This is a genomic window from Geodermatophilus saharensis, assembly GCF_900188205.1.
Classification (GTDB): Bacteria; Actinomycetota; Actinomycetes; order Mycobacteriales; family Geodermatophilaceae; genus Geodermatophilus; species Geodermatophilus saharensis.
On record NZ_FZOH01000001.1, the window covers coordinates 614,889 to 628,572 of the forward strand.

The 13,684-nt window shown below is 75.3% G+C and carries 14 protein-coding genes; 3 read left to right on the forward strand and 11 right to left on the reverse strand.

Features of this window, described 5'->3' with window-relative positions; translation table 11 throughout:
• Window positions 1–4: 4 nt before the first annotated feature.
• The 3 genes from CHC04_RS02965 to sodN all read right to left on the reverse strand — a co-directional run bounded on the left by CHC04_RS02965 (window position 5) and on the right by sodN (window position 1,741).
• Complete coding sequence (locus CHC04_RS02965) at window positions 5–694, reverse strand: phosphatidylserine decarboxylase (protein WP_089402362.1); 690 nt, start codon at window positions 692–694, stop codon at window positions 5–7.
• A gap of 96 nt (window positions 695–790) precedes the next feature.
• Window positions 791–1,204, reverse strand: a complete 414-nt coding sequence (locus tag CHC04_RS02970) for a VOC family protein (RefSeq protein WP_089402363.1) — start codon at window positions 1,202–1,204, stop codon at window positions 791–793.
• A gap of 132 nt (window positions 1,205–1,336) precedes the next feature.
• Entirely contained in the window at window positions 1,337–1,741 is a 405-nt protein-coding gene (gene sodN, locus CHC04_RS02975; RefSeq protein ID WP_089402364.1) for a superoxide dismutase, Ni, read from the reverse strand.
• Between the two features lie 50 nt (window positions 1,742–1,791).
• Here sodN and CHC04_RS02980 point away from each other — a divergent pair, with 50 nt between their 5' ends.
• On the forward strand, window positions 1,792–2,154 hold the full coding sequence (locus CHC04_RS02980; RefSeq protein WP_245816941.1) for a S26 family signal peptidase: 363 nt from the start codon (window positions 1,792–1,794) through the stop codon (window positions 2,152–2,154).
• Here CHC04_RS02980 and CHC04_RS02985 read toward each other — a convergent pair.
• Window positions 2,151–2,756, reverse strand: a complete 606-nt coding sequence (locus CHC04_RS02985; protein WP_089402366.1) for a dTDP-4-dehydrorhamnose 3,5-epimerase family protein — start codon at window positions 2,754–2,756, stop codon at window positions 2,151–2,153. The genes CHC04_RS02980 and CHC04_RS02985 overlap by 4 nt on opposite strands.
• Window positions 2,757–2,849: 93 nt before the next feature.
• Between CHC04_RS02985 and CHC04_RS02990 the strand changes: the two genes are divergently transcribed.
• Window positions 2,850–4,043 carry an NAD(P)-dependent malic enzyme gene (locus CHC04_RS02990; protein WP_089402367.1) on the forward strand — a complete coding sequence of 398 codons (1,194 nt, stop codon included), beginning with the start codon at window positions 2,850–2,852 and terminating at the stop codon, window positions 4,041–4,043.
• Here CHC04_RS02990 and CHC04_RS02995 read toward each other — a convergent pair.
• Complete coding sequence (locus CHC04_RS02995) at window positions 4,033–5,484, reverse strand: pyridoxal phosphate-dependent decarboxylase family protein (protein ID WP_089402368.1); 1,452 nt, start codon at window positions 5,482–5,484, stop codon at window positions 4,033–4,035. The genes CHC04_RS02990 and CHC04_RS02995 overlap by 11 nt on opposite strands.
• Window positions 5,481–6,821, reverse strand: a complete 1,341-nt coding sequence (locus tag CHC04_RS03000) for an MFS transporter (RefSeq protein ID WP_089402369.1) — start codon at window positions 6,819–6,821, stop codon at window positions 5,481–5,483. Before CHC04_RS03000 ends, CHC04_RS02995 begins: the two co-directional genes overlap by 4 nt.
• 135 nt (window positions 6,822–6,956) lie before the next feature.
• On the opposite strand from CHC04_RS03000, the gene CHC04_RS03005 reads away from it, so the two are divergent.
• A complete protein-coding gene (locus CHC04_RS03005) occupies window positions 6,957–7,442 on the forward strand; it encodes a hypothetical protein (RefSeq protein WP_089402370.1) in 486 nt (161 codons plus the stop codon).
• A gap of 7 nt (window positions 7,443–7,449) precedes the next feature.
• Here the strand turns inward: CHC04_RS03005 and CHC04_RS03010 are convergent, their stop codons facing one another.
• From CHC04_RS03010 to CHC04_RS03030, 5 genes are all read right to left on the reverse strand, one after another.
• Entirely contained in the window at window positions 7,450–7,842 is a 393-nt protein-coding gene (locus CHC04_RS03010; RefSeq protein WP_089402371.1) for a hypothetical protein, read from the reverse strand.
• Between the two features lie 36 nt (window positions 7,843–7,878).
• Entirely contained in the window at window positions 7,879–8,595 is a 717-nt protein-coding gene (locus CHC04_RS03015; protein ID WP_089402372.1) for a metal-dependent hydrolase, read from the reverse strand.
• Window positions 8,596–8,662: 67 nt separating this feature from the next.
• Complete coding sequence (locus tag CHC04_RS03020) at window positions 8,663–8,848, reverse strand: DUF6104 family protein (protein WP_089402373.1); 186 nt, start codon at window positions 8,846–8,848, stop codon at window positions 8,663–8,665.
• Window positions 8,849–8,855: 7 nt separating this feature from the next.
• Complete coding sequence (locus CHC04_RS03025; protein WP_089402374.1) at window positions 8,856–12,704, reverse strand: multifunctional oxoglutarate decarboxylase/oxoglutarate dehydrogenase thiamine pyrophosphate-binding subunit/dihydrolipoyllysine-residue succinyltransferase subunit; 3,849 nt, start codon at window positions 12,702–12,704, stop codon at window positions 8,856–8,858.
• A gap of 129 nt (window positions 12,705–12,833) precedes the next feature.
• Entirely contained in the window at window positions 12,834–13,643 is an 810-nt protein-coding gene (locus CHC04_RS03030; protein ID WP_089402375.1) for an ankyrin repeat domain-containing protein, read from the reverse strand.
• Between the last annotated feature and the right edge of the window lie 41 nt (window positions 13,644–13,684).

Consider the following 13,684-nt stretch of genomic DNA (forward strand, 5'->3'; position numbering starts at 1 on the left):
GCGCTCAGCCGGCGGCGGGCCAGCGGGCGATGACGGTGTCCCCGCCCCGCACGCGCTGGCCCTTCCGCACGGTGATCGTGCACTCCGCGGGCAGGAAGACGTCCATCCGCGAGCCGAACTTCATCAGGCCGAAGCGCTCGCCGGTGGCCAGCCGCCGGCCGACGCCGGTGCGGGTGACGATGCGGCGTGCCAGCACCCCGACCAGCTGCCGGAAGACGACGGTGCGCTCGCCTCCCGGGTGGTCCTCGCGCAGCCACAGCTCGCTGCGCTCGTTGCGGTGCGCGGACTCCGCGCGGTAGGCGGCCAGGAAGCTGCCCGGGCGGTAGGAGCTCTGCACGACCTCGCCGCGGTAGGGCGAGCGGTTGACGTGCACGTCGACGACGGAGAGGAACACGCTGACCTGCTGCCAGCCGCCCGGGGGCGCGGGTTCGGGCGCGACGCCCTCCTGCGGCTCCCCGGCGACCATCACCATGCCGTCGGCGGGGGACACGACGACGTCGGCCGGCGGCTCCTCGCGGTCGCAGGGCCGGTCGGGGTCGCGGAAGAACAGGACCATGTAGGCCGACAGCGCGAGGAACGGCCAGGCCGCCACGCGGGCCCAGCGGCGCCCCGTCCGCGCGCCGGCGAGGGCCAGCACGGCCGCCGGCCCGAGGGGTCCGGTGATGAAGGGCCACCCGGCCCGGTCGATGCGCATCGAGGGCTGACGGTACCGGGCGGCGACGCTGCTCTCGGCCCCGCTGCAGGGGCCCGTCGCGAGCGTGCGAGCGGCGGGGGGCAGCGGGGTCCTTCATCACACGCCGGGCGTCGCCACGTTCACCAGCCAGCGGATGCCGAACCGGTCGGTCACCTGCCCGAAGGTGTCGCCCCACACCTGCTCGGCCAGCGGGACGTCGACCGCACCGCCCTCGGCCAGCGCCTGGAACCAGCCGGTGAGCAGCCCGAGGTCGTCGCCGGACAGCGACAGCGACACCTCGTCCTGCCCGCAGGCGTCGGGGTCGTGGCCGTCGGAGGCCATGAGCTCCAGGCCCTGGTCGGTGCGCAGGAAGGCGTGCATGACGCCGTCGTCGGGGTACTCGCCGCCGCCCCCGCCCATGTCGCCGAAGGTCATGACCTCCAGGTGGCCGCCGAAGACCGAGCGGTAGGACTCCATCGCCTCGCGGGCGTTGCCGGAGAAGTGCAGGTAGGGGTTGAGCCGGACGGCCATCGCAGGTCTCCTCGGTGATCGGGGTGTCGGGAGCGGTGACCGGCGTCGCCGTCGGGACTCATCGGTGCCCGGGCGCGCCGACGGCCGGCGGGCGAGGCGCCCACCGGCCGTCGGGACGTGCTGGTGCGGGGTTCAGGCCGCGGACTTGGTCTCCCAGAAGATCCGGTCGATCTCGGCGATGTAGTCGAGCAGCTTCTGGCCCTCCGCGGGGTCCATGCTGCCCTTGCCGCCGGACGCGCCGGCCTGCTTGGTGGCCTTGTTGAACAGCTCGTGCAGCTGCGGGTACTTCTCGAAGTGCGGGGGCTTGAAGTAGTCGGTCCACAGCACCCACAGGTGGTGCTTGACGAGGTCCGAGCGCTGCTCCTTGATCAGGACGCAGCGCTGGCGGAAGACCTCGTCCTCACTGCCCTGGTACTTCTCCTGGATGGCCTTCACCGACTCCGCCTCGATGCGGGCCTGGGCCGGGTCGTACACGCCGCACGGGAGGTCGCAGTGCGCGGTTGCCTCCACGGCGGAGAACACGCGGCTGAACAGCATGTCCTCTCCTCCGTCAGTCGATGGTCAGGTCGTCTGCGACCCTACTCGCGGTGATCAGTCCCCGCCCTGGCCGGCGCCCGCCCGCGGCGCTGCCGTCGGCGTGGGTGGTCGCCCGCGTCACCGGCCCGTCGATGTCGCCGACCGTGCGGCACGGCGACCGGCTGCTGGTGCGGCGGGTGCGCCCCGGGCGGGTGGCGGTCGGCGACGTCGTCCTGGCCCGCTTCCCGTCCCGCCCCGACCTGCTGGTGGTCAAGCGGGTGCACCGGCTGCTCGACGACGGCGCGGTCGACGTCCGCGGTGACAACCCGCTGGTCACCGACGACAGCCGCGCCTACGGACCCGCGGTCGCCGTCGGCCGCGTCGTGGCCCGGCTGCGGCCGCGGCCCGGCCGGCTGGCCCCGCCGCCGTCCTAGACGCCGGCGCGCTGCTGCGCGTAGTGGGCCGCGCACTGCTCCATCGTCGGCAGCAGGCCCTGCTCCCGGGCCTGGGCGAGGGTCGGCGCGGCCCGGTCCTTGTCCGACAGCCGGTACTCCAGGTCGGCCGGCCAGGGCAGGTCCAGGTCGGGGTCGAGGGGGGAGACGCCGAACTCGCGGCCGGGGGAGTAGCCGGAGGAGACGAGGTAGGTCACCGACGAGCCGTCCTCCAGCGCGACGAACGCGTGCCCCAGGCCCTCGGCGAGGAAGACCGCGCGGGGCCGGTCGGACTCCAGCAGCACCGCGTCGGACACGCCGAAGGTCGGCGAGCCGACCCGGACGTCGACGACGACGTCGAGGACCCGGCCGGCCGGGCAGTAGACGTACTTGGCCTGGCCGGGGGGCACGAGCGCGAAGTGGACGCCGCGGAGCACGCCGCGCGCGGACACGCTGTGGTTGGCCTGCGCCAGCGGCAGCGACCGTCCGGTGGCCGAGGCGAGCACGTCGGCGCGGTACCACTCGGTGAAGCGGCCCCGGTCGTCGCCGTGCGGCACCAGGTCGAGCACGTAGCTGTCCGGCACGGCGAGCTCTCGGATCTCCACGGGCGGCACGGTAGCGAGCGCCGCGGGCCCCGGCCTCGCCCCACGGGGTGGGGTGAGCGGCGACCCGGTGTCCGGCACTACCCTGCTGGGCCCATGGGCGCAGGGACGGGCACCCCGGGACCGACCGCCGACCGCTTCGCCGCCGACCCGGCGTTCGCGGTGCACGAGGGCGGCAAGCTCGCGGTACGCCCGACGCGGCCGATCGAGACCCGCGAGGACCTCGCGCTCACCTACACCCCGGGCGTCGCGCGCGTCTCCAGCGCCATCGCCGCCGAGCCCGCGCTCGCCCGCCGCTTCACCTGGGCGCCGCGCGTGGTGGCCGTCGTCTCCGACGGCACCGCCGTCCTGGGCCTGGGCGACATCGGCCCGGCCGCGGCGCTGCCGGTGATGGAGGGCAAGGCCTGCCTGTTCAGCGAGTTCGCCGGACTCTCCGCGGTGCCGGTGGTGCTGTCGACCACCGACGTCGACGCCATCGTGGAGACCGTCGTGGCCATCGCGCCGTCCTTCGGGGGGATCAACCTCGAGGACATCAGCGCGCCCCGCTGCTTCGAGGTCGAGGAGCGGCTGCGCGAGCGGCTGGACATCCCGGTCATGCACGACGACCAGCACGGGACGGCGATCGTCGTCCTGGCGGCGCTCCGCAACGCCGCCGCGGTGACCGGCCGCGGGCTCGGCGACCTGCGGGTGGTCGTCGCCGGCGCCGGGGCCGCGGGCGTGGCCTGCACGAAGATCCTGCTCGAGGCCGGGGTGGGCGACATCGCGGTGGCCGACTCCCGCGGCGTGCTGCACACCGGCCGCGAGGACCTCCCGCCGGTCAAGCGGTGGCTCGCCGAGCACACCAACACCGACGGCCACGCGGGCACGATGACCGGCGCGCTGGCCGGCGCCGACGTCTACCTGGGCCTGTCCGGCGGCTCGGTGCCCGAGGCGGCGATCGCGTCGATGGCGCCGGGCTGCATCGTGTTCTCGCTGGCCAACCCGACGCCGGAGGTCGACCCGGAGATGGCCGCGCGGTACGCCGCCGTCGTCGCCACCGGGCGCAGCGACCTGCCCAACCAGATCAACAACGTGCTCGCGTTCCCCGGGGTGTTCCGCGGCGCCATCGACGCCGGCGCCACCGCGATCACCGAGGAGATGAAGCTGGCCGCGGCCGGGGCGATCGCCGGCGTCGTCGGCGACGACCTCGCGCCCGGCCACGTGGTGCCGAGCCCGCTGGACCGGCGGGTGGCCACCGCGGTCGCCGAGGCCGTGGCCGCCTGCGCCCGCGAGCAGGGCGTCATCGCGTAGGCGCCGCCCGGCGCGGCCGGTAGACCAGGTCGAGGACGCCGGCGAGCAGCCGCTCGGCCACCGGGCGGGGGAGCGCGGCCACCAGGGCGTGCACCGGCGCCATCCGCTCCGGCAGCCGCCCGCCGCCGACGCCGGCGAGCTCCAGCAGCGCGTCGACCTCGGGGACGGTCAGCGCGGCCGGGTCGATCGTCGCCGCCGCGGCGACCAGGTCGGGGTCGGCGACCGGGCGGGGCAGCGCCGCGGCCGCGCGGGCGGCGTCGACGAGGTCGGCCAGCAGCGCGTCGACCCGGCCGGCCGTGGCGCCGGTGACCGTCAGGTGCAGCGTGGCGGGCAGGTCGGCGCCGCCGGGCTGGGCGAACGGGGGCTGCGGCTGCAGCAGCCAGCCGCGGGCGGTGGTCTCGTCGGCGAGGTTCAGCACGTCGACGCCGTCGGGCCCGTCCTGCGCCAGCGCCACCAGGGTGGCCACCGGCGTCCCCACCACCCGCAGCCCTGGGATGGCGGCGGCGCCCTCGGCGAGCGCGACGGTGGCCGCGCGGGTGGCCCGGGCCAGGTCGGCGTAGCCGTCGCGGCCCAGCCACCGGTGCACCGCCCAGGCCGCCGCCATGGGCCCGGCCGGGCGGGTACCGGCCAGCGTCGGGTTGACCACCGGGTAGCCGGGCCAGCCGGCGGTGCTGAACCAGTGCCCCTGGCGCAGCTCCGGCTCCGCGGTGAGCAGCACCGAGACGCCCTTGGGTGCGTAGCCGTACTTGTGCAGGTCCACCGACAGGGAGGTCACGCCGGGCACCGACAGGTCGAAGGGCTCGGGGACGTCGTCGAGGAAGGGCAGCACCCAGCCGCCGATGCACGCGTCGACGTGGCAGGGGACGCCCGCGGCGGCGGCCAGTGCGGCCACCTCGCCGACCGGGTCGAGCACCCCGTGCGGGTAGGACGGCGCGCTGACCACGACGAGGGCGGCACGGGCGTCGAGCTCCGCGGCCACCGCGGAGGGCAGCGCGCGGCAGGTGAGCGGGTCGACGGCGACGTCGACGACGTCGAGATCGAACAGGTGCGCGGCCTTGCGGAACGCGGCGTGCGCGGTGACCGGCAGCAGCAGTCGCGGCCGCCCCGACCCGCCCCGCGCGCGCCACCGCTCGCGGGCGGCCAGCACCGCCAGCAGGCAGCTCTCGGTGCCGCCGCTGGTGACCGTGCCGACCGTCGCCGGCCCGCCGCCGAGCAGGTCCGCCGCCGCGCCCACGAGGTCGTCCTCGATGCGGGCGACGCTGGGGAAGGCGGTCGGGTCCAGCGCGTTCGTCCACTGGAACGCCGCCTGCGCGGCCGCGGCGAGGTCCTCCAGGCCGGCCAGCCCGGCGTCGTAGACGTAGGCCATCGTCGAGCCCCCGTGGGTGGGCACGTCGCCGGCCTGCAGCGCGGTGAGCTCGGCCAGCACCTCCTGCGGCGTCACGCCGGGACCTCCTCGGGACGGGTGGGGGCGGGGTCGAGCCGGTAGCGGGCCAGCACCGGCAGGCTGGCGAGCACGAACAGCGCGGGGACGACGGAGAACCCGAGTCGCACGGCGAGCACCGCGCCGTCGGACTGGGCGGCGTCCCCACCGGCGGAGGAGACGTACCCCGCCGCGGCCAGCAGCAGCCCGAGCAGGCCGGGGCCGACGGCGAGGCCGAGCGTCTCGGCCGCCGTCCACACGCCGGTGAAGACGCCGGCCCGCCGCCGTCCGGAGGCGGCCTCGTCGGCGGCGACGACGTCGGGGAGCATCGCCAGCGGGAACATCTGCATGCCGGCGTAGCCCACGCCGACGAGCACGACCAGCGCGACGACGAGCCCGGTACCGGCGGCGTCGCCCACCGCCAGCGCCGCGGCGCCGCCGGTGAACAGTGCCGAGGACACCAGCAGGCCGGTGCGCTTGCCCAGCCGGCGGCTGACCCGCAGCCACACCGGCATGACCACGATCGCCGGGCCGACCAGCGCGGCGAACAGCAGCGACCCGGTCGCGGGGTCGCCGAGCACGTGTTCGGAGTAGTAGGGGACGCCGGCGAGCATCACGCCGATCCCGAGCGCCTGGACGACGAAGCCGGTGAGCAGCACCCGGAACGGCCGGGACCGCCAGGCGACGACCAGCGTCGCGCCGAGCCGGCCCTCGCTGGTGACGCGGGTCAGCGTGGGCGCGCGCCGCGTACCGGCCACCGCGCCGAGCATCCCGGCGGCGAGCAGCACCGCCACGAACACGGCCATCGCCAGGTACCCGCCGCGCCCACCGCCGGCGGCGTCGACCACCGCCGGTGCGCCCGCCCCGGCGAGCAGGATGCCCAGCGCGAGCGCGGCCACCCGCCAGGACATCAGCGTCGCCCGCTCGCCCGGGTCGTCGGTGATCTCCGCCGGCTGGGCGACGTAGGGCACCTGGAAGCAGCCGTAGGCGGTGGCCGCGAGCAGGAAGGTCACCGCCACCCAGGTCGCGGCCAGCGCCGGTGGGTCGCCCGGGCCGGCGAAGACGAGGACGAACAGCGGCGGCAGCGCCAGCCCGCCGGCGAGCATCCAGGGCCGGCGCGGTCCCCAGCGCCCGGTCGTGCGGTCCGAGCGGCTGCCGATCCACGGGTTGAGCAGCACGTCCCAGGCCTTGGGCGCGAACACGACCAGGCCGGCCAGACCGGCGGCCACGCCGAGGACGTCGGTCAGGTAGTAGAGCAGCAGCAGGCCGGGGACGGTGCCGAAGGCGGCGGTGCCGATGGAGCCCACCGCGTAGCCGACGTGCGTGCCCCGGTCCAGGCGCGGCGGGACGGCGGTCACAGCGGGGGACCGTAGCCGCCGCCGGCCCCCGGTGGCCGGGCTGAGCCCGGCGGGTCCACCGATGAGGGAGGGGCCGCGGACCGGTCTGCACCCCGTGGCCCCGCGACCCGGGCCGAGCGAGCGCAGGAGGAGAGAGTGGGCACCGAGACCGTGGACATCGAGACCGTGGACATCGAGACCGTGGACACCGAGACCGTGGACACCTGGGAGGCCCTCGACGCCCGCGCGGTGGCGTTGCGCAGCCTCGACCGCCTCGTGGGCACCTGGACCGTCTCGGGCCCCGGCGGGCACGGCGGTGAGGTCCGCTGCGAGTGGGCCGACGGCGGCTGCTGGCTGGTCCAGCACGTCGACCTGCACCGCGGCGACGCGCACGACCGCGGGGTGGGGTACGTCGGCTACGACGCCGACGACGGCGAGCTGCGGTCGCACTTCTTCGGCGCTCGCGGCGAGCTGCTCGAGCTCACCTACCGGATCGAGGGCGACCTGCTCGTCGTCCGGTCCGGCGGGACGGGCTCGCGGGCGCGCTTCGAGGGCCGGTTCAGCGCCGACGGCACGGTCAACGACGGCGTGTGGCGGTGGCCGGGCGGCGGGCACGCGACCACGCTGACCCGCACCGCCTGACCCGCCGTCACCCCAGGACGGTCTCGGTGCAGCCGCCCAGGCCGTCGTCGGGGCCGGTGGCGGCGGGGCAGTCGAGCCGCACCCAGTCGCCGGTGCCGAACCGGTCGCGGGTGCCGTCGACGAACACCTCCAGGCCGGGCACGCCGGGACGCGCCCGGTACCACGTCGTCACCGGGTCGCCCTCCGTGGTGGGACGGGTGACCGCCAGCTCGGCGCCGTCCACGCTCCGGCCGGCGTCCAGGCAGGCGAGGGCGTCCGGGGCGATCCCCTCGCCCTGGCCGAGGACCTGGACGGGGCAGGCGGGCAGCGGGTCGCGCCCGGTGAAGGCGTCCGGGGTGCCGGCCTCCTCGGCGCAGCCGGCGCAGGCCAGGGCCAGCAGCACGGCGGCGACGCGGGACACCCGCCGAGCATGGCGGGTCGGGGTCTCGGCGCGGTCTCAGCCGCCCAGGCTCAGCAGCCCCTGCAGGTAGGGCTCCACGACGCCGCGCGCGGCGGTGTTGTCGTACAGGAACCACACGGCGACGAGGAGGAACGCCGGCGCGAGCACCGACTTCTCCAGCGTCGTGCCCGTACGCATGGGGGTGAGCGCGACCCGCTTGCGCTTGAGCAGCCACAGGAGGGGCACCGGCACGCCCTGCTTGGTGATCAGGTCGCCCACGACGTGGGTCAGCACGCCGAGCGCCACGGCCCAGGGCAGCCACGTCGGCTGCGGCATGTGCCCGAGCAGCAGCCACGCGCCGCCGAAGGACAGCACCAGGTTGCCGACGACGGTGTTCTCCGCCCGGCCGGGGATGACGAAGTGCAGCGCGCGCAGCGCCAGCCCGATCGCCAGCGCCATGACCACCAGGCTCGACCAGTACAGGTTCGCCGCCGCCAGCGCCACGGCGCCGAAGGCCACCGGCGCCAGCAGCGCGTCGTGGGTGCCCCAGCGGTGCCCGCCGGCGAGCCGGCCGATCGCGCCCGACGGCACGTCGGTGACCGGGCCCCACATGTCCGAGACCGTCGACCCGCTGTGGTCGAGGTCGGGCAGCATGGCGAACCCACCGGCGGCGCCGACCCACGCCACCTGCGCGACGGTGCCGTCGACCGGGGCCCAGGGGAGGGTCGCCGCACCGGCGGCCAGGCCGGAGAGCGCGTGGGAGTGACCGAGCACGTGCGCAGCGTCCCGCCTGTCGGGCGGCGGATGGCGGAGGCGCGCCCCCGTCACCGTCACGGAGTGGTCAGTCGTCGTCGACGTCGTCGGTGCCGCCGCGCGCCAGCCAGGTGGCCAGCCGCTCGATCGGCACCTCGAAGTCGGGGTGCTGGTCGACGAAGGCCTGCAGCTGGTCGGCCAGCCAGGCGAGGGTCACCTGCTCCCCGCCCCGCCGGTCGGCGAGCTCCTCCAGGCCGCGGTCGGTGAAGTACACGGCCGCGTCAGTCGGCGAAGGCCTGGGCGATGAGCTCCTTCTGCTCGACCTCGTGCACCTTGGCCGAGCCGACGGCGGGGCTGGCCGAGGCGCGGCGGCTGACCCGGCGCAGCGTCCGGCCGCCGAGGTGCTCGGGCAGGTTGAGCGCCATGAACGACCAGGCGCCCATGTTCGCCGGCTCCTCCTGCACCCAGACGAGGTCCTGGGCGTTCGGGTAGCGGTCGACGGCCCGCCGGATCTGCTCACCGGGCAGCGGGTAGAGCTGCTCGACGCGCAGCACCGCGGTGTCGGCGCGGCCCTCGGCCTCACGCTGCGCCATGAGGTCGTAGGCGACCTTGCCGCTGCACAGCAGCACCCGGCGCACCGCGGCGTCGTCGAGCGGCTCGCCGCCCACGCCCGGGTCGCCGAGCACCGGGCGGAAGCCCTCGTCGGTGAAGTCGGCGACCGGGCTGACCGCCGCCTTGGCCCGCAGCAGCGACTTCGGCGTGAACACGACCAGCGGCCGGTGCACGTCGGAGAGCGCCTGGCGGCGCAGCAGGTGGAAGTAGTTGCCCGGCGTCGAGCAGTTGGCGACGGTCATGTTGTTCTCCGCCGACAGCTGCAGGAACCGCTCGATGCGACCGCTGGAGTGGTCGGGGCCCTGGCCCTCCAGACCGTGCGGCAGCAGCAGGACGACGCCGGAGCGCTGACCCCACTTGGCCTCGCCGGAGCTGATGTACTCGTCGATGAGCATCTGGGCGCCGTCGACGAAGTCGCCGAACTGCGCCTCCCAGAGCACCAGCGCCTTCGGGTTGGCCACCGAGTAGCCGTACTCGAAGCCGAGCGCGGCGTACTCGCTGAGCAGTGAGTCGTAGACGAAGAACTTCGCCTGGTCCTCGGCGAGGTGGGCCAGCGGGGTGTACTCGCCGGCGGTCTGCCGGTCGATGAGCACCGCGTGCCGCTGCACGAAGGTGCCGCGGCGGGAGTCCTGGCCGGCCAGCCGCACCGGGATGCCCTGCACCAGCAGCGACCCGAAGGCCAGCAGCTCGCCCATCGCCCAGTCGATGCCGCCCTCGCTCACCATCGCCGCGCGCCGCTCGAGCAGCCGCTGGAGCTTGGGGTGCACGGTGAAGTCGGCGGGCAGAGACACGTGCGCGTCGCCGATCGCCTTCATGACCTCGGGGGTGATGGCGGTGGCCACCGTCGTCGCCTGCTGCGCGGGCTGGTCCATGACCGGCTGCGGCTTGGGCGTCTCGCTCGCGTCGTGGGTCTCGGCGAAGGCCCGCTCCAGCTGGTCGCGGTAGTCCTTCAGGGCCTCCTCGGCCTCGCCCAGGGTGATGTCGCCCCGGCCGATGAGCGCCTCGGTGTAGAGCTTCCGGACCGACCGCTTGCGGTCGATGATCTCGTACATCAGCGGCTGGGTCATCGACGGGTCGTCGCCCTCGTTGTGCCCGCGGCGGCGGTAGCAGACGAGGTCGATGACGACGTCCTTCTTGAACGCCTGCCGGTACTCCACGGCCAGCCGCGCCATCCGCACGCAGGCCTCGGGGTCGTCGCCGTTGACGTGGAAGACCGGCGCGTTGACCATCCGCGCGACGTCGGTGGAGTAGAGGCTCGAGCGCGACGCCGCCGGGCTGGTGGTGAAGCCGACCTGGTTGTTGATGACGACGTGCACCGTGCCGCCGGTGCGGTAGCCGCGCAGCTGCGAGAGGTTCAGCGTCTCCTGCACGACGCCCTGGCCGGCGAAGGCGGCGTCGCCGTGCAGCAGGACCGGCAGCACGGTGAAGCCCTGCTCGCCCTTGTCGATCATGTCCTGCTTGGCCCGCGTGATGCCCTCGAGGACCGGGTTGACGGTCTCCAGGTGCGAGGGGTTGCTGGCCAGCGAGACGGCGATCTGCGCGCCCTCGCGGAACGGGTTGTCGAAGGTGCCCTCGGCGCCGAGGTGGTACTTGACGTCGCCGGAGCCCTGGACGGTGCCGGGGTCGATGTTGCCCTCGAACTCGCCGAAGATCTTGGCGTAGCTCTTGCCGAGCACGTTGGCCAGCACGTTGAGCCGGCCGCGGTGGGCCATGCCGATCGCGACCTCGTCGAGGCCGTGGTCGGTGCCGGCGATGAGCACCTCGTCGAGCAGCGGGATGACCGACTCGCCGCCCTCGAGGCTGAAGCGCTTCTGCCCGACGTACTTGGTCTGCAGGAAGGTCTCGAACGCCTCAGCGGCGTTGAGCCGGCCGAGGATGTGCTTCTGCTTGTCCCGGTCGGGCTGCTCGTGCTTGACCTCGATGCGCTGCTGGAGCCACTCGCGCTCCTCGGGGTCGGTGATGTGCATGTACTCCACGCCGACGGTGCGGCAGTAGGAGTTGCGCAGCACGCCGAGGATGTCGCGCAGCGGCATCACCTTCTCGCCGGCGAAGCCGCCGACGGGGAAGGTGCGGTCGAGGTCCCACAGGGTCAGGCCGTGCTGCAGGATGTCGAGGTCGGGGTGGCTGCGGACCTTGAACTCGAGCGGGTCGGTGTCGGCCATGAGGTGGCCGTTGCGCCGGTAGGACTCGATGACCTCGATGACCCGGGCTTCCTTGTCGATCTGCCCCTCGCGGCTGACCCGCACGTCGGGCATCCAGCGCACCGGCTCGTAGGGGATGCGCAGCGACCGGAAGACGTCGTCGTAGAAGCCGTCCTCGCCCAGCAGCAGCTGGTGCAGCCGGCGCAGGAAGTCGCCGGACTCGGCGCCCTGGATGATCCGGTGGTCGTAGGTCGAGGTCAGCGTGATGATCTTGGAGACGCCGAGCTCGGTGAGCGCCTCGGGGCTCATCCCCTGGAACTCGGCCGGGTACTCCATCGCCCCGACGCCGATGATCGCGCCCTGGCCGGCGGTCAGCCGCGGCACCGAGTGGACGGTGCCGATGGTGCCCGGGTTGGTCAGGCTGATCGTGGTGCCGGAGAAGTCCTCGAGGGTCAGCTTGCCGGCGCGGGCGCGGCGGATGACGTCCTCGTAGGCGCCCCAGAACTGGGCGAAGTCCATCTCCTCGGCGCCCTTGATCGAGGCGACGACGAGGGAGCGCGAGCCGTCGGCCTTGGGCAGGTCGATGGCCAGGCCGAAGTTGACGTGCTCGGGCTGCACGAGGGTCGGCTTGCCGTCGACCTCGGCGAAGGCGGCGTTCATGTTCGGGAAGTCGTCCAGCGCCCGGACCAGCGCGTAGCCGATCAGGTGCGTGAAGGAGACCTTGCCGCCGCGCGAGCGCTTGAGGTGGTTGTTGATGACGATGCGGTTGTCGGCCAGCAGCTTGGCCGGCACCGCGCGCACGCTCGTCGCCGTCGGGACGGTGAGCGAGGCGTTCATGTTCTTGACGACGCTGGCGGCGGCGCCGCGCAGCGGCGTCCGCTTCGGCCCGTCGGCGGGGGCGGCCTTCGCCGGCTGCGCCGCGGCCGGGGCCGGGGCGGCCTTGGCCTTCTGCTCGGCGCGGTCGGCGGCGCGGTCGACGACGGTGGCCTCGGTGCGCTCGGGCACGGGGGTGGACCGCGTGGCCGGGGGCTCCGGGGCGGCCTCCGGGGCGGGGGAGGGCGCGGGGGCCGGGGTGGCTGCCGCAGCCGGCCGGCCGTTGGGCGACCCCGTCGGCTCGGCGGCGGGCGCGGGCGGCGCGGGCGCCGGCGACGCGGGGGCGGTCACCGGCGCGGGGGCCTGCTCGCGGTCGTCGCTGGCGGCGACCGGGCTGCCCGGCCGGTAGTCGGCGAAGAACTCGTGCCAGGCCTGGTCCACGCTGGACGGGTCGGCGAGGTACTGCTGGTACATCTCCTCGACCAGCCACTCGTTGGTGCCGAAGCCCGCCACCGCCGAGGAGTTGCCGGTGGAGGACGGCCGGGATGAGTTGTCGCGTGACACGGGGTCGAGTGCCTTCTTCGTCGTCGGTGGACGTCTCTGGACCGGGGCCTGACTCTACGCCCGTCCCCGGTGCCCGACCCGCGGTCCGCCCGCCGCGCCGGGCCTGCGGCCGGCCGCCGCGGCCTGCGCTCAGCTGCGCGCGCCGGCGGCCACGAGCAGCTCGACGAGGGCGTCGCGGGCACCGGCCTGACCTGCGTCGTCGCGGCGGTGGCGGGCCGCGGCGACCCGGCCGATGTCGAGGGCGCTGGCGCCGTCGGAGGTGGTCGCCTCGACGTCGGCCCCGGCGGCGAGCAGCAGCCGCACGACCTCGGGCGCGTCGCCGCCCGGCCCGGCGGCCACGGCCTCGTGCAGCGGCGTCCGGCCGGTGTCGGGGTCGCGCCGGTCGGCCCGGGCGCCGGCGTCCAGCAGCACGCGGACCAGGTCGGGCCGGCGGGCGGCCGCGGCAGCGGCGAGCGCCCCGCGGTCGGGGTCGGCGCCGCGGTCGAGCAGCAGCCGCAGCGTCCCGGCCGCGCCGCCGGCCGCGGCGACGGTGAGCAGGTCCAGCCCGGTGGCCGGGTCGGTGTGCGCCGCGCCGCCGTCGAGCTCGCCGGTGAGGCGGTCGACGTCGCCGAGGTACGCCGCGGCCGCGGCGTCGACCGGGGCGCCGAGCGCGCTCAGCACGGGCACCAGGCCGGGGGAGTGCTCGACGGCGACGTGCAGCGGCGTGCGGCCGGACTCGGTGCGCGCCCCCAGGTCGGCGCCGGCCGCGACCAGCTCCCGGACGACGTCCTCGCGGCCGGCCGACACGGCCAGGTGCAGCAGCGTCCAGCCGCTCTCGCCGGCGTGCTCCAGCGTGCCGGTGAGCAGCCGCGGCGCGTCGGCGACGGCGCTGCGCACGGCCTCGAGTTCCCCGGCCTGCACGAGGCGGGCGAGGCGCGGCAGGGTCATGCGGGTGGTCATGCAGGGGTCCCTCGTCCTCGGGTGCGGTGCGGGTGCGGTGG

Bases quoted from the DNA above. Each gene is read 5' to 3' on its own strand.
- CHC04_RS02965 (WP_089402362.1), bottom strand. From the start codon at position 694: ATGCGCATCGACCGGGCCGGGTGGCCCTTCATCACCGGACCCCTCGGG.
- CHC04_RS02970 (WP_089402363.1), bottom strand. From the start codon at position 1,204: ATGGCCGTCCGGCTCAACCCCTACCTGCACTTCTCCGGCAACGCCCGC.
- sodN (WP_089402364.1), bottom strand. From the start codon at position 1,741: ATGCTGTTCAGCCGCGTGTTCTCCGCCGTGGAGGCAACCGCGCACTGC.
- CHC04_RS02990 (WP_089402367.1), top strand. From the start codon at position 2,850: ATGGGCGCAGGGACGGGCACCCCGGGACCGACCGCCGACCGCTTCGCC.
- CHC04_RS03030 (WP_089402375.1), bottom strand. From the start codon at position 13,643: ATGACCACCCGCATGACCCTGCCGCGCCTCGCCCGCCTCGTGCAGGCC.